This window comes from Vibrio sp. D173a (assembly GCF_030248475.1).
On record NZ_JAHGAH010000178.1, the window covers coordinates 17,451 to 43,983 of the forward strand.

Below are 26,533 nucleotides of genomic sequence, written 5' to 3' on the forward strand. Positions count from 1 at the left end.
GAAAAAATAACCAATGGAAGAATTATGAATTCCATATTTGGAAACGTTGATGATCTTTACCTGTTTTGCTCAGTGGTTGAGCAAGGCTCTCTGCTCGCGGCGGCGAAAAAGCTCGAACTGCCGGTCTCTACTATGTCTCGTCGTTTATCCGCGCTGGAAGCGCGCCTAGGATTGAGATTGCTGGAGAAGAAAGGACGTGAGTTGGTGGCAACTGAGACAGGTTTACAGGCGTTTGAGCAGCTCAGCAGTGCGATGGCGCAGATTGAATCCGGCATCTTGCAGCTCAACCAGCAAAGCCAACAAGTCGAAGGGCGAATTAGATTGGTGATGCCAAGCCGCTTTTACAATGACTTAGTCGATAAGGTGGTTGAGGATTACATCAAAACCTACCCAAAAGTGACCATTGATCTGCTGCTTAGCCAAGTGAATTCGATTCCAGAAACCGATCGTGATCTAGTGGTGACGTTCGATTTGGATGGTTTGGACGACATGATCGCGCGCCCATTGTTTAAAGTAGAGCACGCTTTCTTTGTTAGCCCTGAATATCTAGCGCAAGCGGGCGGCAATATTGAAACATTACAAGATTTAGCCAAGCAAGACTGGGTAGCCAGCACACACACCACACAAGTGCCTATCTATCAGCAAGACAAGCTGGTGGACATGCTCAACTGCAAGCCGCGCTTAGTGGTCAATGACATAACCGCGGTGATCAAAGCGGTGGAAAACGGTTTGGGAATTGCGTCGATCCCATTACGCCACGTTAAGCCTGAATTGAATCTCGTGCGCGTTGCGCCATCTTATAGCCGCGGGGATCGCGAAGCCTATTTGGTTTATCGTCAGCGTAACTATCAGCCTAAAGCGCTGACTTTAATGGTCGAAGCGATTTTGCAGGCTTCAGAGGAGCGAAACCATTCATCCTCTCTCAATACCATTCACTCCGCATAACTGCCATTGGTCGCATGTAAAAGCAGCGTGCGATCGTCTCCCTTAATCTGAAACCATCAAATCACGTTCAACTAAGGACAGTACAGGATGGTTTCTCAATCTCGCTCAATCAAAGCTCTTAAACTGGCAAGTACGTTTATCGCCGCATTTGCACTCAGCAGCAATCTGGCTCTGGCTAATCCAAGCGAGCGCACACTCAGTCAATTCAACCAAGCAGCGCAGGGTGACTCCGGCTTAGTTGATACCGTTTACGGCGAATTATCCAAACAACTCGAAGAGCAGGGCGCAACGCCAGTGACCTTGGTGTATTTAGGCAGTGCGGAGACGTTGCAAGGTCGTGAAGCGTTTATGCCTTGGAACAAGATGAAGTTCACCGAGCGGGGTCTTGCCACAATCCAAAAAGGTTTGGATTTAATGGCGAATCAGCCATTACCACTGCAAGAACAACAACGCTTACAAGGCTTGCCGGAATACCAGCTAGCTACCGCCATGGCAGCCACTACGTTTACCTCTCTGCCAGACATGTTCAATCATTTTGAGCGTGGCTACGAGCTGTACCTTTCTCTGCTTGATGAACCGAGTTTTAGCCAACAACCTTTTGCGGCTACTTCATGGATTTACCGTTATGCCATTGAAGCAGCACTACGAGCTGAAGATGTTCAACAAGCCAAAACATGGTTAGCGCAAATGGAGCAATTGGGTGACAGCAATCTAGAAACGCAAACCGCGAAAGCGCTACTAGCTAAGTATTAGGGAGGCGTCATGATCGTTTTTAATCAACTTAGTCGCGATTACGCCCTTGGCAGCCAAACGGTGCGTGCCTTGCGAGACGTGTCTGGTGAAGTATTTGCCGGCGAAATGGTGGCATTGTGTGGGCCGTCTGGTTCAGGAAAAAGCACCTTACTTAATGTGCTTGGCATGCTGGATACTAAATACCAAGGTCAGGTGACATTTGCAGGCAGCCCATATCCAACCGGACAAATGCAAGCTGCGAAAATGCGCCGTAAAAAGCTTGGCTTTGTGTTCCAGAAATTTAATCTTGTCCCTGTGATGACAGCGTTGGAGAACGTGGCTTATCCGCTACACCTCAACGGCTTTTCAAAAGCAGAACAAACTGAGCTCGCTACACAAATGCTAGAACACGTTGGCTTGGGCGAGTTTATTCATCATATGCCCGATAAACTATCGGGCGGTCAACAACAACGCGTGGCGATTGCTCGTGCGTTAGTGCACAAACCAGCGTTGGTGATTGCTGATGAGCCAACCGCAAGCCTTGATAGCCAAACGGCCAACAAGGTCATCGACATTATGAAAGGACTCGGACACGAGCTTGGCACCACTTTTATCGTCGCCACTCACGACTCTCGCATGGCATCCCGTTGTGATCGCACCATTGAATTGGTGGATGGAAAAATTACCCAAACGCACGCAAGTGTGGAGGAGGTTTCATGGGCAAGCTAATTCCCGTTTCTGTTCGCCTTGCTTGGTTGAACCTGCAACGCAATCACCGCCGCAGTTTGTTGTCGATGCTGATCATCGCCATTGCCGTGTTTGCGTTAACCAGTGCGGGCGGTTTTGGTCTGTACACCTATGACAGTTTGAAAGAATCGACAGCGCGTGACACGGGGCATCTGACGTTAACCACGCCAGGTTACTTCGCTAAAGAAGAAGAGATGCCGCTGAGTAACGGGTTAACTCATGCAGACGACATCACCAAGCAATTGATTGGCTTGAATGAAGTGCGAGGCGTGCAGCCACGAGTTGAGTTCAGCGGTTTGATTTCCAACGGCAACAAGTCCTCGATCTTTATCGGCATTGGCGTGAACGAACGCGAATTCGATATGAAAGGACCGTTTTTGGATGTGCGCGAAGGGCAAACGCTGTCCAACATTCATGCATCGCGTTATGACCCTGCAGAGCCAGAAGTGATGCTCGGTGTTGATTTAGCGAACAACCTAAGCGTGCACGTTGGCGATTGGATTACCCTGCTGGCGACCACAACCGACGGTGCATTGAACGCGTATGACTTCAAAGTTCGTGGCATCTATTCAACTGGCGTACCTGAGCTTGATAAACGGCAACTGTACGTGCATATCAACAGCGCGCAATCGCTGCTCGGTTCAGACAAAGTCAGTGCGTTATCTGTCTTCCTGTTCGACACCAGTTTAACTAACCAAGTCGAGCAACAAGTGGCTTCGGTTCTGAGTAAGAATAAACAGAACTTTGGTGATCAAGATATTGAGATTACGCCTTGGCAAGAACGTGCGTTCTTCTATCTAAAAGTGAAAGGTTTGTACGACCGTATCTTTGGCATCATGGGCGCAGTAATGGCGTTAGTGGTCTTTGTTGCGCTGTTCAACACAATGACCATGTCGGTCACCGAGCGTACACGTGAAATCGGCACATTATCAGCACTTGGTAGCTACCCTCGTGAAATCATTGCTGGGTTCTTGCGCGAAGCAGGGTTACTTGCGGTGATTGGCAGTTTAATCGGTGCTTTGTTTACTGGGTTAGTTACCGTCTTACTGACGGTAGTGGATGTGCAAATGCCGCCACCGCCAGGACGTACAGAAGGTTATCCATTGACGATTTACTTTTCTTGGGAGCTGGTGGCTGTTGCAGGATTCGCAGTATTGATGATTTGTTTGGTTGCGGCGTTTTTCTCGGCGCGCAAAGGGGTGAACAAGCCAATTACGGAGGCACTGATTTATGTTTAATTTCAAATCACTATTACCAATTGCATTGCTGACGGTAACTGGCGTTGCAAGCATGAATGCCAGTGCTAATGAAACACCGCTAGATGCACAGCAAGTCGCGCAATTGATTGAAAAAGCGGATAGCTACCGCTTGCACGATGATTCCTCCAAAGTGGTGTCTCTGGTGCGCTTATATCAAGACCAAGAGTTAGATAAAACCCGCCTTTACCACGTGTACACGCGTCCAAATCGTGAATCGCTGGTGGTGTTCAAATCAGCAGTCGAAGCTGGGCAAAAGATGCTGATGATGGGCGACAACTACTGGCTGCAAATGCCTAAGAGCCGCCGTCCGATTCGTATTACGCCGATGCAAAAGCTGCTTGGGGAAGCGTCTATCGGCGACATCTCAACCCTGACGTGGAGCCAAGATTATCAAGGTGAATGGAAAGCGACAGAAACCGTTTCGGTGAACGGAGAAAGTGTCGCGGCTTATCATCTTGCTCTAACCGCGAAGACCAAAGGGGCGAGCTATCAGAAGATCGACTTGTGGTTGTCTGAGCAAGATGCGTTTCCAATCAAAGCCGATCTTTACTTGCGCTCTGGCAAACTCGCCAAGCAAGCGCAATACGGACGTGCAACCGACAACGGTGAAGACTACGTCAGTGAGATGACCTTGCTTGATAGCATTCAGCCGAGCAAAAAGACCGTTATCGAGTATCAAGAAATCGTGCCTTGGCAGCTGGACAATAAGTTCTACAACCCAAGCTATCTGCCTAAAGCCAATACGACTCAGCTTTAGCCCGAGCTTCGTAAATAGAACCATGAAAACGAGCAAGGAAGTCACATGAAATCGCACCAGTCTAACCTTAACAAAAGCACCAGTTTGTTGCTTGCTGCCTCATTGTGTGTGGGCGCGTCAGCCCCTGCTTTTGCCAATGATGAGCTGAGTTTTGAGTGGGATTGGGCTGTCAGTTACGAAACTGCCAAGCAGCGTGACAGCGCATTTATGCAGGCGCAGGGCAGTTCTCGTGATTCACTTAATGCACTGTTGGATGTGCAGGTGAATTATCAGAACTTCAGTGGTTTGTTCGCTCTGTATAGCCAAGGTTTGTACCTCAATCAACAAGGAAAGAGTGATTGGTGGAGTGAAGCTGATAACCAATTGTTGGTTAGAGAGCTGGCTTGGCTAGGGGAGTGGCAAGTCGGTGATACCACACTTGATGTGAGTTTGGGTAAGTTGTGCGTGGATTGGGGCGTGGGTTATGGCTACCGACCTTTGGATCTGTTTAAGCCTTATCGACAAAACCCGGTTGGCTTAGTCGCAGAAGAGGGCGCGGGCGTGTTTTCACTTTCACACTACGATATGGCCGGCGAATGGACCGTCATTGCGACCGATTCAAGCTGGGGGCAACAAGACCAAAGTGCACTTGATCAAGCCGCAGAGCAACAAGGTATTGGTATTCGCCGTTATGCGCTGGTGGGTGACACCGAGTATCAACTTATTGGTTATTACGATGATGTGCGCCGAGGTTTACTCGGAGCCAGTGCCATTGCCGTGTGGGATGAATCCATCGCCATGCACGGCTCAATGCTGTGGCAAAAGCAAAGTGTCGGCTATCAGTTTCAGCAGGATGATCTTTACCAACCCGTTTCGGTTGAGGAGCAGGGCAGCGCATTCCAAGCCTTAGTTGGACTGAACTGGGCAAACCAAGCCGGACACAACGTGATTGCGGAATATTGGTACGACAGCCGAGCATGGTCGAAAAGCGAATGGCAACAAGCAATAGAGCGTGGCGAATTTCTCTCTCAGATCTCTGATCCTAATGTACCTCTACTTGCGACAAGCTACGCCCAAGGGTTTCAGCATGCCAATATCGTTCAGCATAACGTAATGCTGCACTGGAGTTGGGATTTAGAAGCATGGGCTGCATGGAACGGTAAAGCGGATATGGGCTGGCTAAGTGATGTAACCCCCACGTTGGATGTCATGCTGTCGCCGCAAGATGGCGGTGTGATCGTCACGCAGTGGCTTAACTACCGATGGATTTATACTGGCGATCAAAGTGTAGAAGTGGAAGTTGCCGCACGCTTTTTAACCGGAGACGACCAATCTGCTTACGCACAAATCAATGATAAGCATATGATTGTATTTAACATCAAAGGGAAATTCTAAATGTGTTCAGCAAAATCAGTGGTGAAAAGTGGATGGCCGCGTAGCTTATTAGTGACCACGGCATTTTGTCTCTTTATCGCAGCAATGACGCTCTCGGTTTGGGGCGGTCCATTTTACATTCATGTAGCGGTTAGCTTTGGATTTGGCTATTCGGCTATCTTCTTCTCATGGCTTGTCGACCGCCTGTTTCCTACCATTCCTCGTTTGGCGGAAGTGGCTATCTCGCTGACAGCATGCCTATTGTTTGGTGTGGTGAACGCCCAGCTTTGGCTTGGGGAATACTTTGGTATTTCAAGTATGCTGTCGGTTGGTCTCATGGGGTTGTTATTCAGTGCCATGTGCTTTTTCTATTTCTACTCACGCGAGCAACATGCAATCGCTCAACGAGAGTTGGAAGCCATCAAACGCGAGAAAGCAGAGCAAGATCGTGCGCTGTTGCTGAGTCAGCTTAAGCAGATGCAAAGCCAGATTGAACCGCATTTCTTATTCAATACCTTGGCAAATATCAGTGCGCTCATGTCGCAAGATGTCGATAAAGCCAAGCTAATGCTAGAACAGTTAACCGCGCTGCTGCGCGCGACGCTCAAAAGCTCACGTGAAGAACGCACCACCATAGACGATGAAACGGCGTTACTTGAGGCTTACTTAGGCATCCAACAAACTCGTTTGGGTGATCGACTGCGTTACAAGATTGAGGTGGAAGAGGGGTTAGGCAGAACCGAATTACCGCCGATGATGCTCCAACCTTTAATCGAAAACGCCATCATCCATGGTATTGAGCCAAAGCGTGAAGGTGGCGAAGTGAGTTTGCAGATTAAGCGCGAACAACAGAACTTGCAGATTGAAGTCAGAGACACTGGTGTTGGCTTGAATCACGTTAGTGGGCACATGGGCTCTGGCGTGGGTTTAAGTAATCTCAAGCAGCGAGTTGAAGCTTTGTTTTTAGGTAAGGGAGAGGTCTCCATTAGTGAGTCTGCTCAAGGTGGCGTTTGTATTCGCTTGAGTTGGCCAATTGAATCGTGATTAGGGAAAGATATAAATGAATACTGGGTTTACTGCGATTATTGCTGATGATGAACCGTTATTGAGGCGTCATCTAGATAAAAGCCTAGCTGAAGTGTGGCCTGAGCTAGAGGTGATAGCCAAAGTCGCGGATGGTGAACAAGCGTTGCAAGCCATTGAGCAAAGCCAACCTGACATTGCGTTTCTTGATATTCGTATGCCAGTTTTGGATGGTATGACATTAGCGCAAAAACTCAATCAACTCGCCAACCCACCTTTGATTGTATTTGTCACTGCGTACGATGATTACGCCATCAAAGCCTTTGAACAAAATGCCGCCGATTATTTGCTCAAGCCTATCTCGGATGAGCGCCTCCTGACAACGTGTGAAAGAGTGAAAGCACGCCTTGCTAAGCGAGAGCAAGAAAGCAGTAATGTGCAGATGAGCAGCCTGTTAGAACAGTTACAACAATTATCCGCGCCACAAACGCCGCAATATCTTCAGTGGATCAAAGCGACGCAAGGGGAAGATATTCATCTGATTGCCACGTCTGATGTGTTGTATTTCAAAGCGGAAGAAAAATACGTTTCTGTGTATGCACAACAAGGACAAGGCAAAGTGCAGGAGTATTTGATTCGTACATCGTTGAAAGAGTTGATAGGGCAGCTTAACCCAGAACAGTTCTGGCAAGTGCACCGTTCAAGCGTGGTGCAAGTGTGCAAAATTAGCAAAGTAAACAAAGACTTTGCAGGCAGAATGTTTGTTCACGTTGGAGAAAACAAGCTCCCTGCGAGCCGTGCATCTCAAAGTTTGTTCAAAGGGATGTAATCGCTAGAACTGCTCACTCTTTACACTGTAAACTCGCTGCTCATTTTTTTCAGCAATAAAAACAAAAAGCGCCTAGGTCATAAGACATTAGGCGCTTTCTTAGTTTTGGAGCGACGATTTCTCCGAAGAGGCGAATGGGCTTATTCGCTGACTGTCACTTTCTCAATAATGATTGGATCGCATGGCACATCATCGTGACCAAGTTTAGAGGTCGTTTTCACTTTCGCGATACGGTTTACGACATCCATACCCGCGGTCACTTTACCAAACACCGCGTAACCCCAGCCTAGGTTGGTGGTTGCAGTGTGGTCTAGAAAATCATTGTCTTCCAAGTTAATGAAGAACTGAGCTGTTGCAGAGTGTGGTGCATCGGTACGCGCCATTGCGATAGTGCCAACAAGGTTCTTTAGACCACGGTTTGCTTCGTTCGCGATCGGAGCGCGCGTTGGCTTTTCTGCCATGTCTTCGGTGTGACCGCCACCTTGGATCATAAAGCCGTCGATAACGCGGTGGAAAATGGTGCCGTCGTAGAAGCCATCTTCACAGTATTTTTTGAAGTTCTTTGAGCTAACAGGTGCTCGCTCTAGGTTCAGTTCAATCTCGATATCACCGAAGTTGGTGGTCATAATAATCATCTTGTTTTGCCCTTGTAGGTGCTACGTTGGCGGCATTATAGCTAAGTCGCATTACGATAGCAGAAATAAAAACAGCGACGTTTTGGCGTCGCTGTTTGCATGTTGAGTGCTAGAGTAAAGCTCTAGACCGTAAAGCGACCGACTAAGTCGTACAGCTCGTTGGCTTTGTGGTTAAGGTTGCCACTGCCTGCACGGTTTTGATTCGCAAGGCTTGCCGACTGACTGCTTTGTTGAGATATCACTTCGATGCGCTGTGAAATCTCTTGCCCAACTTGGCTTTGCTCTTCGGTTGCCGTAGCGATCAGCGTGTTCATATCCATGATGTTAGCAATTGCGGCTTGGATTTCTTGCAGTGCGGCAGAGGCAGCTCTTGCCTCTTCAACCGTAGCTTCACCACGCGCTTGGCTTGAGCCCATTGCTTTCACTGCCGCATCCGAGCCAGACTTCAGCTGCTCAATCATTTGGTGAATTTCGCCTGTGCTGTCTTGAGTGCGACTCGCCAGTTTACGAACCTCATCGGCAACGACTGCGAAGCCGCGACCTTGTTCACCTGCACGTGCTGCTTCAATGGCTGCGTTTAGTGCCAATAGATTGGTTTGCTCGGCAATGTCTTGAATGACTTCTAGCGAAGAAGAAATGTTTTGTACATCGCTCTCTAAACGAGAAATCACCGTGCTGGCTTCTGAAACTTCTAAAGCGAGCGCTTCGACGGAGTTCGCTGCTGAATCAACAATGTGCTTCGCTTGCTGTGAGTTTTCATCGGCGTCCTTGGCGGATTGTGCTGCCTGGTTAGCGTTGCTTGAAATCTCGTGCGCTGTTGCCGTCATTTCAGTCATTGCCGCAGCGACTTGTTCCGTCTCTTCTCGTTGGCCAGACGCCAGCTCATCCACCTGAGAAGCTCGCTGTGACATGTGATTGGTTTCTGAAACCACTTCTTGCCCTACGTGGCTAACGCTCTTGATGATGCTTTGTAGGCTCTTAACAAAGGTATTGAAGTTGCGACTAAGCTGGGTGAACTCCGGTACGCTTGATTCTTCCATGCGTGCGGTTAAGTCTGCATCGCCTTGTGCGAAAGAGTGGATCGAAGCATCAAACTGTTCAATCGGCTTCATGATGCTGCGGTTAACGAACACCGCGAAGATCGCAACGATGGCGGCAATCGAGACACAGAACAGGGCGATTGCTGTCAGTGTGGTATTCAAGGCTTGATGCGCTGAGTCTTCCATACTCGCGATAATGGCGTCGATATCGTCAGTGTAGAAGCCTGTACCCAGCATCAAATCCCATTCAGGAATAAACACCGAGTAGCTCAGTTTCGGTAGTGCTTCGCTCTGACCGAGTTTCGGGAAGTAATAAGTCGTGAACTCACCGGTTGTGGAATTGTTGAGCAAATCCTGAATCAGGTAATTGCCTTTCTTGTCTTGCAAGTTATAGAAATTTTCTCCGATGCCTTTGGTGTTTTGACCCGTCACAACGCGAACGCCTTTTGAATCGTAGCCAAAGATGTAGCCGGATTGGCCAAACTCCAACTGCTGCAAAATAGGCAATGCTTCTTCTAGTGGGGCGTTTTGAGCGAGCAATGGCTCAATAGCAGAGCGAGCGAGTTGAACGTAGTTTTTGAGCTCAGCTTTTTTCATCTCCATCATTTGACTTCGAGTCTGCTCAATTTCTTGTTCGTTATAGGCCGTGGTTTGCAGATAGGTAAACCACATCATGCCTATTGCCATGGTTAGAATTGGAATTATTGAAAGGATATATAGTCGTTTTCTGATCGTCAGATTCATAGAGATGTCCTTCTCTCGGCGCAGCGTTACAAGTAACAAGCTGAACAAGCTTGCCTGATACAATCATTAATACTTATTGTTGTAATGCTTAGAGATTAACCGAGTTAATCAATCAGAAGTGCTGGAAATTTATAAATCTAGACTAAGGTCGTAGCATTTTAAAGCAGGATCACAATTAACGTGAACACGAATCATTATTGCAGCGAGAAGTGCCCGTTAACCAATAAGAGACGCGGTAGCGATTTTTGGCAAACTTGAGGTATAGCCAATCTGCAAGGGGTTTGACCATGCGCCAACGCAGTGGTGCGTACATCCAACCGCGACCAACCAGTTGCCATGCTCGATGAGTGACATCCAACCCAAGCAGCAACTCCCCTTTCTCGTTGAGGGCGTGCAAAATGGTATTGGCTTGCTCAGGATCGATTTGCGGATAATCGGCGAAAGCCTCGCTGTAGATGTCGACGGTTTTGATTTGCTGCTTGGCATCACGTTGTTTTAGCGCTTTCATCTCTTTAGCGCATAAGGGGCAAGTGCCATCATAAAATACGGTAAGTTTGGTCATGGTTGAGCTCATCGTTGGTTGTTCTCCTCTTTTTACGCGATTATTTTTCTTTTAGTTCATTGTGTTGCAAGCAATGCAGCCAATTATCTCGGGCGTTGCCATCATTGAATTGGAAGAGCTCTTTGCTATTGCGCCAGTAACCCCTATCAATTTCATCGAGTAAGGTACCATTGATAAACGGCTCCTCCCACAAAGCTACATGTGTGATGAAGCCAAGTTTGAGTCGCTTCGCGTTTTTATCTGTAGTAATGATATTGGGCAGTTGATCATTGTTGAAGCAAACTATGAAAGTGGCGAATATCACTGAAATGAGGAAAATTTTCAGCGATATGTTATAATCTCGCTCCGTTGTAACGAGAACACTTGTTGCAAGCTTGAGAATTTCCCGGGATTCGGCTCGTTCCAAACACCATGAGTCAGAGTTTTTGAACTACGATGGGATACAAGCAAACCCAGATGTTAGAGCGCCACTTCGGCGCTCTATTCGTTATGACGGGAGGAACTTTGCTCGATAGTGATGATCACTTTCTGTTTAAGTAAGGGAGCCCGACAGCGGTTCAGAAAGTGTCACTCGACAATACTCACAACACGATATCCACTTTCTGCAATCAGTCATTTCTGTTTGTATATGAAGAGGATAAGAAGGAGCTTAACAGGCTCCTTTTACATTTTAGGGCTTGCGAATAGCGCGTAAATCAGAACATCGCTTAACGACCGTCCCTTAAACTAGCCTAAGGCGCATTTAACACAACCTTTGAGTATTTTCGAAAAAATATAGCGAGAAAATTTGCTATTGAGCGAAGGTTAAACTAACACTCAATCATTACGGAGGATGAAGAGAACAATAATAAGAGGCGATATGAATCATTTAATATCTGTAGGTGCACTGGAGTCCTTTTTGGTTGCGATCAGTGTGCTTTTCCTGGGGCATTTCATTAATGCTAAGCTACCGATCTTAAAGAAATTCAACATACCTGAGCCGATTGTCGGGGGCTTAATTGTCGCCTGCATCATTACTGCTCTTCATTTTAACGGCGTCGACTTGGAGTTCGACTTACCGTTGCAAAACACATTCATGCTGATGTTCTTTGCTACTGTTGGTTTGGCAGCAAACTACACTCAGTTGATGAAAGGGGGCGCTAAGGTTTTCATTTTCTTAGCCGTCGCGTCGTTCTACATCATCATTCAAAACGGTGTCGGTGTCTCACTGGCAGCGGCATTGGGTTTAGATCCGCTGATGGGGCTTATCGCTGGTTCGATTACTCTGTCAGGTGGTCACGGCACAGGTGCGGCGTGGTCACAAACTTTCCAAGACGTTTACGGTTTGAATAACGTATTGGAAATCGCGATGGCGTCAGCAACATTCGGTTTGATCATCGGTGGTATCATCGGCAGTCCGGTTGCACAGCGTCTGGTCGAAAAGAACAACATCGAATCTGAGTATGGACGTGGTGGTCGAGATGCGAAAACCCACGAGAAATTCCCAGAGTTGGTGACATACAACGAGTACGAAGAAGACAAAGTAACCGCGAAAAAAGTGGTTGAGAAACTGTTCTTCCTATTGATCTGTGTAACCGGTGCTAAGTACGTAGAACAATGGGTGAGCACTTACGACATCCAATGGTTGATGATTCCAGACTTCGTTTACGCGTTGTTCATCGGTGTGATCATCACTAACTTCTTGGAAGTGACCAAGATTCGTAAGCTCGATGCCGAAACGGTCGATATGTTAGGTACGGTATCGCTGTCCCTGTTCTTAGCGATGGCTTTGATGAGCTTGAAACTATGGAACATCTTCGATCTAGCGATCCCATTCTTGGTGATTCTAGGCGTGCAGTCAGTGATTCTGGCTATCTTCACCTACTACGTAACGTTCAAGGTGATGGGTAGCAACTACGACGCAGCAGTTATTGCAGGCGGTCACTGTGGTTTTGGCTTGGGTGCAACCCCAACCGCGGTAATGAACATGGGTTCAATCGTTAACCGCTTTGGTCCATCACCACAAGCGTTCATGGTTGTGCCGATTGTTGGTGCATTCTTTATCGACATCGTTAACTTGATCATTCTACAGGGCTACATCTCGTTCCTTGGTTAGATTGATAAAAATGCTTATAGAGGCCACAGTTTATCTGTGGCCTTTTTTGTATTTATTGATGATTTGAGCGGATTAAATAAAAAATATTTAGCATTAAAGTATTGAATAATAAATAAATGATAAAATATATCTACCAGTAGGTAGATAAAGTTGTTGACGTAAAAATAATATGATCTTAAAGTAGCAACCACTGACGAGGAGCTGGGCCCCAAACCACCTCCTTTTTTAATAAAAACACCACCTACTTACTAGTAGGTAGTTAAATAAGGGAAAGGAAACGTATTATGTTCAACACATCTTCAATTGCACTTATCGTAGGCGGCTCATCAGGTATGGGTAAAGCGACAGCAGAACGACTTCTTAAAGCTGGTGTACCTGTTATGATTCTTTCACACGATAAAAACAACCTCGCTGAAGCAAAACAGGATTTAGAAAGTGTGACCAAAGGTCAGGTAGAGACCGCTCAAGTTGACCTGTATGACCCAAGTGCAGTGAAAAGCTTCATCGAACAATTGAATGCTGAAAAACGTCATATTGGTTACTTGGTTAATGCTGCTGGCTTTTTCAAACCAGTTGATTTCCTTGACCACTCAGAGCGTGATTACGACCTACAACTAGACATGAACCGCGCGTTTTTCTTCATCACTCAGGCCGTGGCGAAAAACATGAAAGCGCACGGTGGCGGTGCGATCGTAAATATCGGTTCTATGTGGGCTCACCAAGCAATTAAAGCAACGCCATCATCAGCGTACTCAATGCAAAAAGCAGGTCTTCATGCTCTGACGAAAAACCTAGCAATCGAACTTGGTGATCACGGCGTACGCGTAAATGCTGTAGCACCAGCTGTTGTAATGTCGACGATTTACAAGTCATTTATCGCGGAAGAAGAAATCGAATCAGCACTACAAGGCTTCAATGACTTCCACCCAATCGGCCGTATCGGTTCAACAGAAGATGTGGCGGACGCGATTGAGTACTTACTGTCAGACAAATCATCTTGGGTAACTGGCACAGTACTTAACGTCGACGGCGGCGTAATGGCTGGCCGTAACTAACCTCACTAAACGTGCAAATTGGGGCCTTTCACCCCATCCCTAAAGGCCCCAATTAAAAATTCAGTAGTAAACACGACATCAAATAATAACAAGGACATATCATGGATAACTCACCACTAAACGGCATTAAACTCGATGACCTAGCAGCTTACACTCAAGTGATCACTGAAGACGCAACGCAGGCGATCTCTGAATACGGCATTGTTGCCGAATGGAAAGGCGGCGTTCACAGTGAAATCCGTACTTTGAATCAAAAGGTTGGCGGAAAAGAAATCGTCAAAGACTTCAGTTTCGAAGTTGGTGAACCAGAAGAGCTATTGGGCAACAATGCATACCCAACACCTCAAGATTACCTATTGGGCGGCATGGCTGGTTGCATGATGGTGGGTTTTGTTGCGGGTGCGAGTGCTCGTGGTATCAAGCTAGACGCTGTGAAACTAACCATCAAAGGTGCCTTGGATTTACGTGGCTTCCTAAATGTGAGCGAAGAAGCGCCGGTTGGCTTTGATGAAATCCAATTTCAATTTGAAGTAAAAGGTGAGGGGACTCAGGCTGATTATGACGAAGTCATTGCGAGCGTACAGCAGTTCTCTCCAAACTACCGCACCATTAGCGATGCGGTGAAAGTTTCAGCTATCGTTGCATAACTAAAACGTTAATCAAAAATCACGCACACTTTTTCACTGCTTTGAGCCTATATTTCGATATAGGCTCTTTTTTTATTCAGCAGTACCGAATCTAAATTATTGCGCTGTTACGCAGTCTTTGACCTTCAATCGATTCTTGTTGTCTCGGTTAGCCATCACTTGTTGATGGTCGTCAATCGTGCCAAGGTTTTTCGCCAAACGATCATACAAGACAACATTGACTGTTGCCGCCAAGTTCATGCAGCCATTGGTGGGTACATACACCACGTGATCGGCCTTATCGACAACCTCTTGCGGAAGTGAGCCATCTTCAGGGCCAAAGATATACACCGCGTTTTCTGGGTGTGCAAAAAGAGGCAACGCTGTAGCGCCGACGGCCAACTCAACACACACCACTTTCACGTCTTCAGCAAGGTGAGCAGTGAGATCGTCCATTTCAACCAAATCGATACGTTCGTGCATGTTCTTGGTGTCGGTTCGGAATTTTGCCGCGCGATTATAGCGAGTGCCGTTATAACGAACTTGCGTGGCGTCATAACACCCTGCTGCGCGCATCACCGCGCCCACATTGGTTGGATCTTTAGGGTTATACAGTCCAAGAATGACCGTTGACTGTGCTGTCATTGCTGTTGTTCTACTTAATGGTTTTAGGATAAGAGCTCGATGCTCGTTGAGCGTGGGATTATGGACTTAACCCGCCAGAAGTACTATCACAATATTTTTTAGAAGTAGAAGTAGAAGTAGAAGTAGAAGTAAGGGACGATTGGGTTACGGGGAGCAGTAATCTCCCCATAAATGAATGGATAATGCAATTTAACGAGCGGCGAGCTGTTCGATCACACTCTCTGCTGCTTCTAATGCGCCCTCAATAAATCCGCCGAACTCTTTTGCCGATTCCGTTCCCGCAAAGTACATGCCCTGCTGGCTTAATTGCTCCAGTGATGCGTTGAGCCCATAACGTGGATGATGAGTTGGCATGGTGTGATCCTTTTCAACCGCTGTGTATGCCTCTTTCGACCAGTCCAGCAGTTTTACTTCCGTGACGTTATAGGCCTCAGGACCAAAGAGTCGCGCTAGTTGCTCAACGGCCATGGTTTTCAATTCGGTAGCGCCTAACTTCGCGCGAGCTTGAGCATCGTAACCGATAAAACCGAACAGGGCGGCATGACCATTTTCAGCACTGGCGTCATGAATTTCCACCAATGGACCAACTTGGCTGTTTGCGTAACCAGACAATCCGTTTTCACGCCAGAAAGGTCGGTCATAAATGGCGAAGAATTTCGCGTGAGCGGCCATCCATGTGGGCGTTTTGTCCAGCGCGTTCAACGCCGTTTCTGGAAGGGCTGGCGTAAAGCGGATGTTATTAGCAATCAAACGATGAGGGAGCGCAAAGATGATGTTCTCACTCTCTAAAGTCAACTGCTCTGCTTGGTGGGTAACATCGACGCTATAACCTTGAGCTTCAGTATGGCTTACTGCGTGTACTTGATGGCCATATTTGATGTTTTCTGGGTTGAGTAACTTTGCTACTCCTGCCACCAATTGCGCCATGCCACCCGATACCTTCATGGATTGAGGAGAAGAAAAAAATTGATTCGAAACTTGACGAATACCAGCCTACCCGGCTTGTTCGATTAACATATCGCCAGTTTCGTACTGCTCTAAGATGGGCAGCGATAAGTTGTCGACAAGCCTCATGACGCGATGGTTCATGTTGGGCCAAAACCACGATGGACCGAGGTCAAATTGGTCACTTTGACTGTGTGCAGCCAAGCTCGCAGAAGAAATAATTCGACCACCGAGTCTGCTTCTTGCCTCAAGTAGCAAGTAGCTATGCTCTGTTTTCTCTAGATACGCTGCAGTGTAGAGACCGCTTAAACCGCCTCCGATAATAATAAAATCGTATTTCATTGTTTGCCCTTGATGTTGATTATCTACTGATAGGTAGGTTAAGTCTTTTTTGAAAAATAAACAATACCTATCGGTAGGTAGACAGATTTGTGAGGGCATGCTATCTTTTGCGAAAATGTTTAAGGTGGAAGCCACATGAAAGAACTTAGCCCAACGGCTGCAAAGATTGCCGACCTTGCTGAAAGCTACATACAAAGCCGAGGTTTTAATGGTTTTAGCTTTCGCGATATCCAAAATGAACTGGGTATCAAGACCGCGAGTATTCACTACCATTTCAAAACCAAGCAAGACTTGGCGGAAGCGGTGTTTGAACGCTATCTCGCAAACTACGAAGCGGCGTTAATTCAGATCGAGAGCCAACCAAGCAGTGCTGAGGAAAAAATTGAAGCGTTGGCTGATATTTTTATTGGTGTACGCGAGCAAGATAAGCTGTGTTTGTGTGGCATGTACGCTTCTGACTTTTACTCTTTGGCAGATGGTCTAGAAGGGCTGCTGTCGCGCTTTGTACAAACGAATGAGCAATGGCTACAAAAAATCATTGATCAGGGTGCAGAAAATGGAGAGTTTGGCTTACGAGTGGAATCCGCCCAAGTTGCAAGGCTAATCTTTGTTGCGCTGGAAGGCAGTATGTTACTTTCTCAGTTTAAAGATGCTGATTACATTCGTAGCGTGAAGGCGAGTTGTCTCGCACTCCTTAAACGCTAATATTTTCATAATATTACCCGCGATAAGTGCGGGTATTATTTTAAATCCAATAACTATCTACTGGTAGGTATGTAATGATTAAAGACAAAAGAGCGCTAGAGATGAACGGCATTGATGCCGCAGGCGCAGAACAATTTGAACGGATTCTCGAAGATACGTTGACCTTTCTTCCCAGTGCAATGAGCGATCTCGATCAGCTGCTACTGCGCTATCCGGACTTTATGATGGGATGGATTTTTAAGGCGTACAGCCATGCGAGTGATGGGCGTCGTTCTACTTTACCCATCGTGGCTAAAATGGCTACACAGTTGGATAAGTTCGCGCAATCGGCAACCAAACGTGAAGCGCTGCACATGCATGCGTTGAAACAATGGAGCCAAAGCAATCTGAAGGGGGCTCTGGATACATGGCAACATATTCTGAGTCTTTGGCCTTTGGATATCATTGCCTATCGCCAATTTACGGGGCAAACATTTTGGTTTGGCCAAAAGCAACGGGCACTGCAAGTTTCTTTGCAAGTTTTACCCTACTGGGATGAGCAGACACCAGGATATTGGATGTTTGCCGCCGCTCATGCCTTTGCACTCGAAGAGGCGGGGGAATATGAATTGGCCGAAGCATTTGCGCGCCAGACGTTAGGGTTGAACCATCAAGATCTAATCGCCAAGCATACGATGGCTCATATTTTTGAGATGCAAGGCGAGGCGAAAGAGGGCATCGAGTTCTTGCAAGGTCATGCGAGTACATTTGCGAATCACAATGCCTTTCGAGGTCACCTTTGGTGGCACCTTGCGTTGTTCCATCTTGAGGAAGGTAATATTGATGATGCCCTGGCTTTGTTTGATCAGCACATCTATCCTGCAGAGTCTTCGATATACCTTGATATTCAAAACGCAGCTTCGTTGCTGGCTCGCTTGGAGTTCATGGGAGCTGATGTTGGAGAACGTTGGAATCGATTGAGTGCCGGAGCGCTAGAGATTTCGGCCGACAGCACTATCATGTTTACTGAAATTCACAATGCCATGGTGTTAGCGAAAACCGATCATCATGACCAGTTAGATGCTAATATAACGCAAATTATCAGTTCGCCACTACAAACTCAGGAAGTGGAGTTTATGACAGGCAGCAAGTTGATGCAGGCCATCAAGGCGTACCACAGTTCGAACTACCGTCATTGCATTGAGTTGATTAACCAGGTGAGAGATTTGCACAGCAAGCTGGGGGGAAGTCACGCGCAGCAAGACGTTATCTCACAATACCTGCTGATGGCCCATTCCCATTTACAACAATGGGATCAAGTGGCGTTTCTGTTGAAAAATCGCTACATCGCAAGAGCACAACCGCTGCCAGCAGAGCAGATAAAGCGAAAGTTGGCTCAGTTCGATGAAGTGAAAAACATCGACGCTTTGCTACCTAGTTTAGTCAAAGTGGTTTAGCGCAAATGCTGCCTGGGTGCGGAAATAAAATGGGTTCGGAAATAAAAAAGCGAGGACAGTACCTCGCTTTTGATGGGTTTGTTTTGCTTGTGCTTGTTAGTTCACAGTGCGGCTGAACTTGATGCTAGCCGTCCAAGCAAGCACACCGATGAAGGCGTAAATCCCAACGTTCATCCAACCTGCATCTGGAATCGCGCTGAACGGGTTTGGTGCAAGAATCGCGTGCAGCGGTAGATAGAAAATCGCTGAGAAGAAATCATCCAGTCCATAGAAGTTGAACATCGCAATCGGCATCCAGCGTAGCGCGTAAATACCAATCAAGATGACCAACAGTGGTGAGTTCACTTTCTGTGAGATTGCCATTGCGGTCAGTGCAAGCGGCAATAACAACACGCCAGCCACTACCATTCGAAGTAAAAATTCAATCCAGTTCAGCAGCACGAAACCCAATGATGCCTGGCGATACAACAACGCCAACTGGTGGTCAGTTGAAACATTCAACATCCACAGCATAAAGTCCGCAGCGAAAACCAATACCGAACACACCAATGGAATCACCAATAAACCAAACGCCAGCTTCACCAGATGGGTTTTTACGTCACTGACAGGCATACTGCGCCAAAACATGATACTGCCCTCTGAGCGCTCTTTACGTAGCGTTCTTGGGAAGTATTGAGTGCCAAGCAGGATAGACAACAAACCAATGCCACCTGTGATCAGCATGTTGACGTCATCACCGAGCTCTTTGTGGATATCACTGACATCACCACCAAAGCTCATTTGGAAGAACATATTGTGTTGCAGTGTCGAGCTACTCATTAAGCTGACAAACAGCAGCACGCCACAGGCAAACATAAATAATGGCACGCGCGTAACCAATGGGTTCTCTAGCCATTCTTTACGCAACATCGCGACAATCGATTTCATTATGCTGCCTCCTTCTGCAATGCTAAGAACAGATCCGCAAGCTTGACGCCAAACACATTACCCAGCCCTGCAACTTGTTCTGCGTATTGTGATGACAGCAACCATTTAGTCGTGCCCAAGCCCTTTTGCGATGACAGTGGTTTCAGCGCTTCGATTTGTGCGCGATGCTCATCACTGGCATCAAGAATGAAGTAATCTTCGCTGATGCTGTCCATTGAGGTTTGCAGAACAGGTCGGCCGTGTTTAAGGATCAGCACGTCCGTCAGTAGGTGTTCGATTTCCGATACTTCATGGCTCGCTATGATCAACACACGCTCGCCATCGTGGAACCATTCCAGCAAATGACGGTAGAAGGTATCGCGATAAACCAAATCCAGGCCAAGCGTTGGCTCGTCTAGAATCAGAATCTGCGTATTGGTCGCGATGACGACAGCCAAGTGCAATTGCACCTTCATGCCTTTCGATAGGGATTTGATGCGTGCACGCGGCTTGATATCGGTTTGACGAAGCATGGCATCGGCTTTGCTGCGATTAAAACCTGGGTGTACGCCCTCGGTGTAATCGAGCAGCTGAGCAACCGTCATCCAGTTTGGCAGAACGTTCACATCCGAAATGTAAGATAAGCTCGGCATGATTTTGTCGCGTTGCATGATTGGCTCAAAGCCGTTGATGCGAATGGTGCCCTGATATTCGTGTGCACCGAGTAGGGCGTTAATGAGAGTCGATTTACCCGCACCGTTATGACCTAGCAAGCCAAGCACCTGACCCGCTTGTAGATCAAAGCTCACGTCATGCAGCGCTTCACCCTGCTGACGATATTGCTTGGAGACGTGTTTTACACTGACTAATGCGCTCATTGGTCACCTTCAATATGTGTTTGGATTTGTTGGATAAATTCATCAAGTGACATATCCAGACGTTGGAGTGTGTCGGCGATCTGCGGAATTTGTTGTTCAAGGAAACGTGCTTTTTCATCAGCAAGCAGCTGTTTTTTTGCACCTTGGGCGACAAACATGCCTTGCCCACGTTTCTTCTCAACCAATCCTTCATCAACCAATAACTGATAGCCTTTCATGACCGTCAGGTGATTGATCTTCATATCCGCAGAGACACTGCGTACCGAAGGCAAAGCTTCGCCCTCTTGCCAGGTGCCTTGCAATATTTGCTGGGTGATCTGGTCAGCCAACTGACGGAAAATCGGTTGGCGATCATGCCAATGCGTCATGATTGGTTTCCTTGGCTGGGTTGGTGTTATATATATGTATAACACCTTAAGGGTGAGATAGAAAGCGCTAATCTTCTTGAGTTATTTTCTCAATCTCTTTTGTTGATGACATTTCGCCAAAGTTGGCATCGGAGTTTCACGCAAAATTTGCGCGCAATCGCATACGTTTTTGCCCTCAAAAGCTGGCAAAAAATTGTTCACTTCTCATAAGTTGAGAAGGGCGATGAAAACGAGAAAATTGCGCCACAAAACTTGGTGAAAAAGTGTGTTTTTTCATTGAGTGAGAATTGGGTGAATATCCGAGCTATTGCTTTCTTATCTAACGAGAATTTAGTGGGCTTAGACCCTAGAAAACCTACGTTCAGTATGCACTCTGACCTGCCTAAATACCGCTCAACCTGCGAGTTTTTACTCAAAGGATGAGAAAAAGGAGACAAAAAGGTTTTATGAATCAGGCCATTTCTGTCGGTCCACAAGAGTCGTTTCTCGTCGCTATTTGTGTGTTGTTCTTGGGACAATTCGTTAACGCTAAATTACCGATCTTAAAGAAATTCAATATACCCGAGCCAATCGTGGGTGGTTTGATTGTCGCATGTGCGATCACCGCGATGCATTTCAATGGCGTGGATTTAGTTTTCGATTTACCGCTGCAAAACACTTTCATGTTGATGTTCTTCGCTACCGTTGGCTTAGCTGCGAACTACACCCAGTTGATTAAAGGCGGCGCTAAGGTATTTATCTTCTTAGCTGTGGCATCGGTGTACATCCTTATCCAAAACGCGGTCGGTGTATCTTTGGCAACGGCGCTCGGCTTAGACCCGCTAATGGGCTTGATTGCAGGCTCGATTACGCTGTCTGGCGGTCACGGTACGGGCGCAGCATGGTCGCAAACCTTCCAAGACATGTATGGCTTGCACAACGTTTTAGAAGTGGCAATGGCATCCGCTACCTTTGGTTTGGTGATTGGTGGCATCATCGGCAGCCCAGTAGCGCAGAGCTTGATTGATAAGCACAACCTTGAATCTGAATACGGGCGCACCAACCAGACTCACGAACGTTTCCCTGAATTGGTGACTTACAACGAGCACGAAGAAGACCGCGTAACCGCGAAGAAAGTGGTCGAGAGCTTGTCGATCATCCTGCTGTGTGTCACAGGTGCTGGCTACTTAGAAGGTTGGGTGAGTAGCTTTGGCATCAAATGGTTGATGATTCCAGATTTCGTTTACGCGCTGTTTATTGGTGTGGTGATCACCAACATCATGGAAGTGACCAAAGTACGCAAAGTGGATGTGGAAACGGTCGATATTCTTGGTACAGTTTCGCTGTCTTTGTTCCTAGCGATGGCGCTAATGAGCTTAAAACTGTGGAACATCTTCGACTTAGCAATCCCGTTCCTCATCATTTTGGCGGTGCAATCGGTGATTTTGGCGGTTTTTGCTTACTACGTGACGTTCCGCGTGATGGGCAGCAACTACGATGCAGCAGTCATCGCAAGTGGTCACTGTGGCTTTGGTCTGGGCGCAACCCCAACGGCGGTCATGAACATGGGCTCTATCGTTAACCGCTTTGGTCCATCACCACAAGCCTTTATGGTGATGCCTATCGTTGGCGCGTTCTTTATCGACATCGTCAACCTAGTGATTCTGCAAGGCTGTATTTCTTTTATTAAGTAACCTGCCTCGCTCCACAAAACAAAAGCCAGTCCTGTGAGACTGGCTTTTTGCTATCAGCATATTCGATCTATTCTTACTTCAAGCAATCAAATCAATGCGTTAATATCCAAGTTCTTACCTTATTTCAAACAGTAGCGGGAGGCATGAATCGTGTCTGAAAAAATATCGACGTCGGCGCTGGCAAAAATGCGTCAGATAGAAGCCAAGCTGCTGTTTGCTGAGCTGAAACGCGCTGGCTATATTGTTCGCCAAGACGAGAAATGGATTTTGACCGAAGAGGGCGCCAAGTTCGGCGGTGAGTATGTCGATCACCCTAAATTTGGGCAGTTCATCGTATGGCCGACCAACTTGCACATCGAGCTTGCGGCGACGTCTGGCAAAACCTATAGCGCAACCCAGTTGGGCGAGAAGCTTAAGCTCAATGCCAAGCGCATGAACCAGCTGTTAAGCGAATTAGGCTGGATCAGCAAATCCGAAGAAGGGTGGAGTTTGACCGAAGCCGGAATCCGCGCTGGTGGGCAGCAGAGAACTGATAAAGAGTCGCAGAATACCTTCGTGGTGTGGCACGACGTAGTACTGCGTAACAAGCGTCTCAAGCAGTCTGTGATTGAGTTTTTAGGGCAAGATGCCGAGTCCCATTCCACTGATAAGTCATTTTCTAGTTTTCGCCAGAAGTTTGAAGCCAAACACCGTACATTGGACGGACACTACGTTCGTTCTAAAGGGGAGCTTCTGATCGATAACTGGCTGTATTTGGCAGGAGTAGTACACACTTATGAGCGTCAGCTGCCGATCGACCAAGACGTGACAAGCGATTTCTACCTACCAGGTGGCAAGGTCTATTTGCAGTTTTGGGGCAGCGATACTGGCGAGATGTTAGAAGCGGAGCGAGAGAAGATTCGTGCGGTGTACGAGCAGCATAACTTCAACCTCATTGAAGTTGAACTGAGCGAGTTAGATAAGCTCGATGAGGTGTTACCAAAACGTCTGCGCCAGTTTGGTATTCAAGCTTATTAAACGCTTCGCTAGCGGTTGTTTAAATTCCTAAACCTTTAAACCTGCTAATCTTTAAAAACGAAAAAACCCGTGATGACTCACGGGTTTTGTGTATTCAGTGTTTATTTTTGGTTGTTACCCGAAGGATTAGAAACCTTTGATGTTTTCCGCTTCTAGCTCAGAGAAGTACTTAACTGTCTTCACTTTAAGCTCTTGTTGTGAAGGCTCATCACAAACGATCACTGCTTTAGGGTGAAGTTGAAGTGCAGAAACCGTCCATAGGTGGTTTACGCTGCCTTCTACAGCTGCTTCTAGAGCAAGTGCTTTGTTGTGACCAGTTACTAGGATCATCACTTCTTCAGCGTCTAGTAGCGTACCAACACCGATAGTTAGTGCGTACTTAGGAACTTGGTTGATGTCGCCATCGAAGAAACGAGAGTTCGCGATACGAGTGTCTTCAGTTAGTGTCTTGATGCGAGTGCGAGAAGACAGAGAAGATGCTGGCTCGTTGAATGCGATGTGACCGTCGTTACCTACGCCGCCCATGAATAGGTTGATCTTGCCGTAAGACTTGATTTTGTCTTCGTAGCGTTGGCATTCCGCTTCGTGATCTTCCGCGTTACCGTTAAGAAGGTTGATGTTCGCTTCTTGGATGTTCACGTGGTTGAAGAAGTTTGTGTACATGAATGAACGGTATGATTCTGGGTGATCCGCAGGGATACCGATGTACTCGTCCATGTTGAAAGTCACAACGTGTTCGAAGCTCACTTCACCAGCTTGGTAAAGTTCGATCAATGCTTTGTAAGTTGCTAGAGGAGTGCCACCAGTAGGTAGACCCAGAACGAACGGACGCTCAGCAGTTGGTTTGAAGTCGTTGATGCGCTTAGCGATGTGTGCTGCTGCCCACTTGCCTACTTGTGCTGCTTGAGCTAACGGGATAAGTCTCATTTTGTGCCCCTAGTTATTGGAATTTAAGATGTCCTGAAACATTAATTCGCATTATAAAATAAGTGATGACAATCTGCTATTGTTTTAGGTCAAAAATTTGCTTTTTCTTTAACCAATGTTGCTTTTATCAACAGTTTTTACCTTTGCTTCTCGCCGTTACCCTTTTATATAAAGAAGTTAGGTTAGTTGATTAGCGTTTAAAATTTATGACTGAAATTAAGTTTTTTGATTGAATGAGCGAGCTAAATTGAACCGAGCTGCGTAGTAGAGAGGGAAGAAAAATGTCGAACATATGATCTCACGCAATCTATGGTGTAGCACGGCGTTTTTTTCTTAACCGTAATTAAAGAGTGTTTATTGCTGAGGGAATCGCAATGAGAAACGAATTAGACATAACCAAAGTGCTGCAAGCATACGAATGTGTGATGAACAACGGCACACCTTCTGAGTTTGGCAAGATGTATGAAGGGGTAGAAGCCTTTTCTGATTACGATGGCTATAACGTGTTTCTTAGAGGCAATGGCGTGGAGTTAAAGGTGGGCTTCCACAATACCTATCATCTAGAGTACGACCAAGAGCACCTCAAAGACAGCTTCTTGAAGAAGGTCGCCATGCTGGCGAAGTGAGTACTCGCCAAATAATGGGTTTATTAAAAATGAAAAAGCCCTAAGGGATTCCACCTGCGGGCTTTTTGGAAAAGAAAAAGTTTTTTGCAACACCACAAAACGAATCGTTCCGCAGTTTAGCCAAGCATTAAAACTTGGCAGTGTCGATTAATCGTCTTCTGCTAGGCTCTCTTCTGCGTAGTCATCTGACGCTTCTGGTTTGTTACGACCGTTTAGCGTGTGGAAGCGTTTGCGACCACGAGCTAGCTGTACGTATTTAAGCCAAGTGCGCTCGATCTTAGTTTTCGCTTTGCCTGGGTTTTCCAGAACTTTTACGAAGTGTTTTTCTTCGCTGTTCTCAGGTGTCAACTCGCCTGACTCTAGGCCAAGCATAGTATCCCCATAAATTGTTAGAATTTCCTCTTCTGAAAGAGTAAAATCGCCAGACTTTGCAAAGCCGCGTGGGAATTTTACGTTGTCGTAAAAACGTTTTTTGCCATGACGAAATTCAGTGTCAGACATATCAACAGCCTCTGTAACCGTTATTGATGAATGTGATGAATTACGGCGAAAATTAGGCGCAAAGCTAACAAAAGAAAAACAAAACTTTTTTGTCGTCAAAATTTTAATTAGTTGTTAATCTGGTTTTATATTGACCAGGAGATGGTTTATGGATGTAAAGGTCTTTCGAACATTTTTAGAGCTGGCAAAGGTTCGTCACTTCGGACGAGCTGCTGAGAACTTGTACATTACTCAAGCCGCTGTGAGCGCACGCATCAAACAACTCGAAAGTTATTTCGATACGCAGTTGTTTATTCGTGATCGAAATAACATAAAGTTGACCTCCGCAGGTGAGCGTTTAATAGGCTATGCCGAGGTGATGGTGACCACCTTGCAGCAAGCCAAACTCGAATTATCCCTTGAAGATGGCAAAGCGTTGCAGCTCACCATGGGTGGTACGCCGAACATTTGGGACGCTTATCTGCAAAACTGTTTGAGTGTGGTAACAGACTCATTTGGTGGTTACGGCTTTATGGCTGAAGTCATGGGGCGTGAGATGCTAAGCCGCAGCCTGCTTGAGCGCACTCTCGATATGGCGTTCGCCTTCGATCAAATCAAAGCGGATGAGCTTAACTGCAAGAAAGTCGCTGACGTGGTGTTGGTGTTGGTGTCTACCGAGCAAGATTCTCTTGATACGGTGTTTGATAAGAAATACGTGTATGTGGATTGGGGCACGCGCTTCGCTTCAGAACACGCAGAACGTCACCCGAAAATCCCAGCGCCTTACCTTCGTACTTCTACCGCTCGTATCGCGTTAGACTTCGTTTTAGAGAAAGGTGGCAGTGCATACCTACCAGCGTCTCTGGTAGAGCCGTTTATTGCAAGCGGGCAGCTCCACAAGGTGTCTGGCGTAGAAGATTGGTACCGTCCTATCTATTTGAGCTATCGTAAAGCCAGCACGTCTGTAGACGCGATTAAGCAGGTTGAAGAAATCGTAAAAGAGATAGACCCGTTAACGGCGTACAGCTTGCAACAAATTGCGGACATTCCTGCAGACGAGTAATTTCTGCTTTTGCGATCCAGAGCAAACTTAAACGAAAACCCCTTGGTGTGATGCCAAGGGTTTTTTTGTGTCGGTTTACGCAAATAGCAGCGTGTTTATAAATAGAAGTGGACCCCAATG

Annotated in this window: 27 protein-coding genes and 1 pseudogene; 17 read left to right on the top strand and 11 right to left on the bottom strand. The window is 46.7% G+C overall.

Annotated elements, in window-relative coordinates; genetic code table 11:
* Positions 1–24: 24 nt before the first annotated feature.
* The 8 genes from KIV40_RS17875 (at position 25) to KIV40_RS17910 (ending at position 7,645) form a co-directional block, all read left to right on the top strand.
* Positions 25–945: a LysR family transcriptional regulator gene (locus KIV40_RS17875; protein ID WP_285350528.1), complete on the top strand. Its 921-nt coding sequence runs from the start codon at positions 25–27 to the stop codon at positions 943–945.
* An 87-nt stretch (positions 946–1,032) separates the two neighbouring features.
* Complete coding sequence (locus tag KIV40_RS17880) at positions 1,033–1,698, top strand: hypothetical protein (protein WP_012130341.1); 666 nt, start codon at positions 1,033–1,035, stop codon at positions 1,696–1,698.
* A gap of 9 nt (positions 1,699–1,707) precedes the next feature.
* A complete protein-coding gene (locus KIV40_RS17885; protein WP_285350529.1) occupies positions 1,708–2,406 on the top strand; it encodes an ABC transporter ATP-binding protein in 699 nt (232 codons plus the stop codon).
* The gene (locus KIV40_RS17890) at positions 2,394–3,662 is read left to right on the top strand and encodes an ABC transporter permease (protein WP_285350530.1); all 1,269 of its coding nucleotides are present in this window, start codon (positions 2,394–2,396) and stop codon (positions 3,660–3,662) included. Before KIV40_RS17885 ends, KIV40_RS17890 begins: the two co-directional genes overlap by 13 nt.
* A complete protein-coding gene (locus KIV40_RS17895) occupies positions 3,655–4,440 on the top strand; it encodes an outer membrane lipoprotein-sorting protein (protein ID WP_045465981.1) in 786 nt (261 codons plus the stop codon). Before KIV40_RS17890 ends, KIV40_RS17895 begins: the two co-directional genes overlap by 8 nt.
* A 45-nt stretch (positions 4,441–4,485) precedes the next feature.
* Positions 4,486–5,814 (top strand): hypothetical protein, encoded by a 1,329-nt coding sequence (locus KIV40_RS17900; RefSeq protein ID WP_285350533.1) that lies wholly within the window; start codon positions 4,486–4,488, stop codon positions 5,812–5,814.
* Entirely contained in the window at positions 5,815–6,837 is a 1,023-nt protein-coding gene (locus tag KIV40_RS17905) for a sensor histidine kinase (RefSeq protein WP_012130337.1), read from the top strand. It abuts the gene before it with no gap.
* 16 nt (positions 6,838–6,853) lie between these two features.
* A complete protein-coding gene (locus KIV40_RS17910; RefSeq protein WP_285350536.1) occupies positions 6,854–7,645 on the top strand; it encodes a LytTR family DNA-binding domain-containing protein in 792 nt (263 codons plus the stop codon).
* Positions 7,646–7,785: 140 nt separating this feature from the next.
* Here KIV40_RS17910 and KIV40_RS17915 read toward each other — a convergent pair whose 3' ends face one another.
* The 4 genes from KIV40_RS17915 to KIV40_RS17930 all read right to left on the bottom strand — a co-directional run bounded on the left by KIV40_RS17915 (position 7,786) and on the right by KIV40_RS17930 (position 11,032).
* On the bottom strand, positions 7,786–8,280 hold the full coding sequence (locus KIV40_RS17915) for a peptidylprolyl isomerase (protein WP_010644425.1): 495 nt from the start codon (positions 8,278–8,280) through the stop codon (positions 7,786–7,788).
* A 122-nt stretch (positions 8,281–8,402) separates the two neighbouring features.
* Positions 8,403–10,064, bottom strand: coding sequence for a methyl-accepting chemotaxis protein (locus tag KIV40_RS17920; protein WP_285350539.1), 1,662 nt, complete (start codon positions 10,062–10,064; stop codon positions 8,403–8,405).
* 175 nt (positions 10,065–10,239) lie between these two features.
* The gene (locus tag KIV40_RS17925) at positions 10,240–10,626 is read right to left on the bottom strand and encodes a thiol-disulfide oxidoreductase DCC family protein (protein ID WP_038888744.1); all 387 of its coding nucleotides are present in this window, start codon (positions 10,624–10,626) and stop codon (positions 10,240–10,242) included.
* 40 nt (positions 10,627–10,666) lie between these two features.
* Positions 10,667–11,032: a hypothetical protein gene (locus KIV40_RS17930; protein ID WP_285350541.1), complete on the bottom strand. Its 366-nt coding sequence runs from the start codon at positions 11,030–11,032 to the stop codon at positions 10,667–10,669.
* A gap of 453 nt (positions 11,033–11,485) precedes the next feature.
* Between KIV40_RS17930 and gltS (KIV40_RS17935) the strand changes: the two genes are divergently transcribed.
* The 3 genes from gltS (KIV40_RS17935) (at position 11,486) to KIV40_RS17945 (ending at position 14,423) form a co-directional block, all read left to right on the top strand.
* Positions 11,486–12,721, top strand: a complete 1,236-nt coding sequence (gltS, locus tag KIV40_RS17935; protein ID WP_005428854.1) for a sodium/glutamate symporter — start codon at positions 11,486–11,488, stop codon at positions 12,719–12,721.
* 284 nt (positions 12,722–13,005) lie between these two features.
* Positions 13,006–13,776 carry an SDR family NAD(P)-dependent oxidoreductase gene (locus KIV40_RS17940; protein ID WP_005531275.1) on the top strand — a complete coding sequence of 257 codons (771 nt, stop codon included), beginning with the start codon at positions 13,006–13,008 and terminating at the stop codon, positions 13,774–13,776.
* Between the two features lie 101 nt (positions 13,777–13,877).
* The gene (locus KIV40_RS17945; RefSeq protein ID WP_038869862.1) at positions 13,878–14,423 is read left to right on the top strand and encodes an OsmC family protein; all 546 of its coding nucleotides are present in this window, start codon (positions 13,878–13,880) and stop codon (positions 14,421–14,423) included.
* 96 nt (positions 14,424–14,519) lie between these two features.
* Here KIV40_RS17945 and KIV40_RS17950 read toward each other — a convergent pair whose 3' ends face one another.
* Both KIV40_RS17950 and KIV40_RS17955 read right to left on the bottom strand, forming a co-directional pair.
* Positions 14,520–15,047 (bottom strand): RNA methyltransferase, encoded by a 528-nt coding sequence (locus KIV40_RS17950; protein WP_012130328.1) that lies wholly within the window; start codon positions 15,045–15,047, stop codon positions 14,520–14,522.
* A 189-nt stretch (positions 15,048–15,236) separates the two neighbouring features.
* Positions 15,237–16,334, bottom strand: a pseudogene (locus KIV40_RS17955) (flavin monoamine oxidase family protein).
* A 135-nt stretch (positions 16,335–16,469) separates the two neighbouring features.
* Between KIV40_RS17955 and KIV40_RS17960 the strand changes: the two are divergent.
* Positions 16,470–17,039 (top strand): TetR/AcrR family transcriptional regulator, encoded by a 570-nt coding sequence (locus tag KIV40_RS17960; RefSeq protein ID WP_285350547.1) that lies wholly within the window; start codon positions 16,470–16,472, stop codon positions 17,037–17,039.
* A gap of 74 nt (positions 17,040–17,113) precedes the next feature.
* Positions 17,114–18,475 (top strand): tetratricopeptide repeat protein, encoded by a 1,362-nt coding sequence (locus tag KIV40_RS17965; protein WP_285350549.1) that lies wholly within the window; start codon positions 17,114–17,116, stop codon positions 18,473–18,475.
* Positions 18,476–18,571: 96 nt separating this feature from the next.
* Here the strand turns inward: KIV40_RS17965 and KIV40_RS17970 are convergent, their stop codons facing one another.
* The 3 genes from KIV40_RS17970 to KIV40_RS17980 are packed head-to-tail and all read right to left on the bottom strand — an operon-like array spanning position 18,572 to position 20,627.
* A complete protein-coding gene (locus tag KIV40_RS17970) occupies positions 18,572–19,402 on the bottom strand; it encodes a membrane protein (protein ID WP_005428845.1) in 831 nt (276 codons plus the stop codon).
* The gene (locus KIV40_RS17975; protein ID WP_285350550.1) at positions 19,402–20,259 is read right to left on the bottom strand and encodes an ABC transporter ATP-binding protein; all 858 of its coding nucleotides are present in this window, start codon (positions 20,257–20,259) and stop codon (positions 19,402–19,404) included. Before KIV40_RS17975 ends, KIV40_RS17970 begins: the two co-directional genes overlap by 1 nt.
* Positions 20,256–20,627, bottom strand: a complete 372-nt coding sequence (locus KIV40_RS17980) for a GntR family transcriptional regulator (protein ID WP_069217830.1) — start codon at positions 20,625–20,627, stop codon at positions 20,256–20,258. Before KIV40_RS17980 ends, KIV40_RS17975 begins: the two co-directional genes overlap by 4 nt.
* A gap of 446 nt (positions 20,628–21,073) precedes the next feature.
* Here KIV40_RS17980 and gltS (KIV40_RS17985) point away from each other — a divergent pair, with 446 nt between their 5' ends.
* Positions 21,074–22,300 (top strand): sodium/glutamate symporter, encoded by a 1,227-nt coding sequence (gene gltS, locus KIV40_RS17985; RefSeq protein ID WP_285350555.1) that lies wholly within the window; start codon positions 21,074–21,076, stop codon positions 22,298–22,300.
* A 150-nt stretch (positions 22,301–22,450) separates the two neighbouring features.
* Positions 22,451–23,317, top strand: coding sequence for a glycerol kinase (locus KIV40_RS17990; protein WP_285350557.1), 867 nt, complete (start codon positions 22,451–22,453; stop codon positions 23,315–23,317).
* Positions 23,318–23,443: 126 nt separating this feature from the next.
* Here KIV40_RS17990 and nagB read toward each other — a convergent pair whose 3' ends face one another.
* A complete protein-coding gene (gene nagB, locus KIV40_RS17995) occupies positions 23,444–24,244 on the bottom strand; it encodes a glucosamine-6-phosphate deaminase (protein WP_005531216.1) in 801 nt (266 codons plus the stop codon).
* Positions 24,245–24,618: 374 nt separating this feature from the next.
* Here nagB and KIV40_RS18000 point away from each other — a divergent pair, with 374 nt between their 5' ends.
* Positions 24,619–24,870: a DUF3081 domain-containing protein gene (locus KIV40_RS18000; RefSeq protein WP_005531215.1), complete on the top strand. Its 252-nt coding sequence runs from the start codon at positions 24,619–24,621 to the stop codon at positions 24,868–24,870.
* A gap of 147 nt (positions 24,871–25,017) precedes the next feature.
* Here KIV40_RS18000 and KIV40_RS18005 read toward each other — a convergent pair whose 3' ends face one another.
* The gene (locus tag KIV40_RS18005; RefSeq protein WP_010453583.1) at positions 25,018–25,371 is read right to left on the bottom strand and encodes a DUF413 domain-containing protein; all 354 of its coding nucleotides are present in this window, start codon (positions 25,369–25,371) and stop codon (positions 25,018–25,020) included.
* A gap of 148 nt (positions 25,372–25,519) precedes the next feature.
* Between KIV40_RS18005 and KIV40_RS18010 the strand changes: the two genes are divergently transcribed.
* On the top strand, positions 25,520–26,413 hold the full coding sequence (locus tag KIV40_RS18010; RefSeq protein ID WP_050906632.1) for a LysR family transcriptional regulator: 894 nt from the start codon (positions 25,520–25,522) through the stop codon (positions 26,411–26,413).
* Positions 26,414–26,533: the final 120 nt, after the last annotated feature.

Excerpts from the sequence above, each read along its gene's own strand:
- KIV40_RS18000 (WP_005531215.1), top strand. The coding sequence starts at position 24,619 with ATGAGAAACGAATTAGACATAACCAAAGTGCTGCAAGCATACGAATGT.
- KIV40_RS17900 (WP_285350533.1), top strand. The coding sequence starts at position 4,486 with ATGAAATCGCACCAGTCTAACCTTAACAAAAGCACCAGTTTGTTGCTT.
- KIV40_RS17920 (WP_285350539.1), bottom strand. The coding sequence starts at position 10,064 with ATGAATCTGACGATCAGAAAACGACTATATATCCTTTCAATAATTCCA.
- KIV40_RS17880 (WP_012130341.1), top strand. The coding sequence starts at position 1,033 with ATGGTTTCTCAATCTCGCTCAATCAAAGCTCTTAAACTGGCAAGTACG.
- KIV40_RS17890 (WP_285350530.1), top strand. The coding sequence starts at position 2,394 with ATGGGCAAGCTAATTCCCGTTTCTGTTCGCCTTGCTTGGTTGAACCTG.
- KIV40_RS17895 (WP_045465981.1), top strand. The coding sequence starts at position 3,655 with ATGTTTAATTTCAAATCACTATTACCAATTGCATTGCTGACGGTAACT.
- KIV40_RS17950 (WP_012130328.1), bottom strand. The coding sequence starts at position 15,047 with ATGACAGCACAGTCAACGGTCATTCTTGGACTGTATAACCCTAAAGAT.
- KIV40_RS17885 (WP_285350529.1), top strand. The coding sequence starts at position 1,708 with ATGATCGTTTTTAATCAACTTAGTCGCGATTACGCCCTTGGCAGCCAA.
- KIV40_RS17915 (WP_010644425.1), bottom strand. The coding sequence starts at position 8,280 with ATGATTATTATGACCACCAACTTCGGTGATATCGAGATTGAACTGAAC.
- KIV40_RS17910 (WP_285350536.1), top strand. The coding sequence starts at position 6,854 with ATGAATACTGGGTTTACTGCGATTATTGCTGATGATGAACCGTTATTG.
- KIV40_RS17960 (WP_285350547.1), top strand. The coding sequence starts at position 16,470 with ATGAAAGAACTTAGCCCAACGGCTGCAAAGATTGCCGACCTTGCTGAA.
- KIV40_RS17875 (WP_285350528.1), top strand. The coding sequence starts at position 25 with ATGAATTCCATATTTGGAAACGTTGATGATCTTTACCTGTTTTGCTCA.
- KIV40_RS17965 (WP_285350549.1), top strand. The coding sequence starts at position 17,114 with ATGATTAAAGACAAAAGAGCGCTAGAGATGAACGGCATTGATGCCGCA.
- nagB (WP_005531216.1), bottom strand. The coding sequence starts at position 24,244 with ATGAGACTTATCCCGTTAGCTCAAGCAGCACAAGTAGGCAAGTGGGCA.
- KIV40_RS17925 (WP_038888744.1), bottom strand. The coding sequence starts at position 10,626 with ATGACCAAACTTACCGTATTTTATGATGGCACTTGCCCCTTATGCGCT.
- KIV40_RS18005 (WP_010453583.1), bottom strand. The coding sequence starts at position 25,371 with ATGTCTGACACTGAATTTCGTCATGGCAAAAAACGTTTTTACGACAAC.
- gltS (WP_005428854.1), top strand. The coding sequence starts at position 11,486 with ATGAATCATTTAATATCTGTAGGTGCACTGGAGTCCTTTTTGGTTGCG.
- KIV40_RS17975 (WP_285350550.1), bottom strand. The coding sequence starts at position 20,259 with ATGAGCGCATTAGTCAGTGTAAAACACGTCTCCAAGCAATATCGTCAG.
- KIV40_RS17945 (WP_038869862.1), top strand. The coding sequence starts at position 13,878 with ATGGATAACTCACCACTAAACGGCATTAAACTCGATGACCTAGCAGCT.
- gltS (WP_285350555.1), top strand. The coding sequence starts at position 21,074 with ATGAATCAGGCCATTTCTGTCGGTCCACAAGAGTCGTTTCTCGTCGCT.
- KIV40_RS17980 (WP_069217830.1), bottom strand. The coding sequence starts at position 20,627 with ATGACGCATTGGCATGATCGCCAACCGATTTTCCGTCAGTTGGCTGAC.
- KIV40_RS17940 (WP_005531275.1), top strand. The coding sequence starts at position 13,006 with ATGTTCAACACATCTTCAATTGCACTTATCGTAGGCGGCTCATCAGGT.
- KIV40_RS17970 (WP_005428845.1), bottom strand. The coding sequence starts at position 19,402 with ATGAAATCGATTGTCGCGATGTTGCGTAAAGAATGGCTAGAGAACCCA.
- KIV40_RS17905 (WP_012130337.1), top strand. The coding sequence starts at position 5,815 with ATGTGTTCAGCAAAATCAGTGGTGAAAAGTGGATGGCCGCGTAGCTTA.
- KIV40_RS18010 (WP_050906632.1), top strand. The coding sequence starts at position 25,520 with ATGGATGTAAAGGTCTTTCGAACATTTTTAGAGCTGGCAAAGGTTCGT.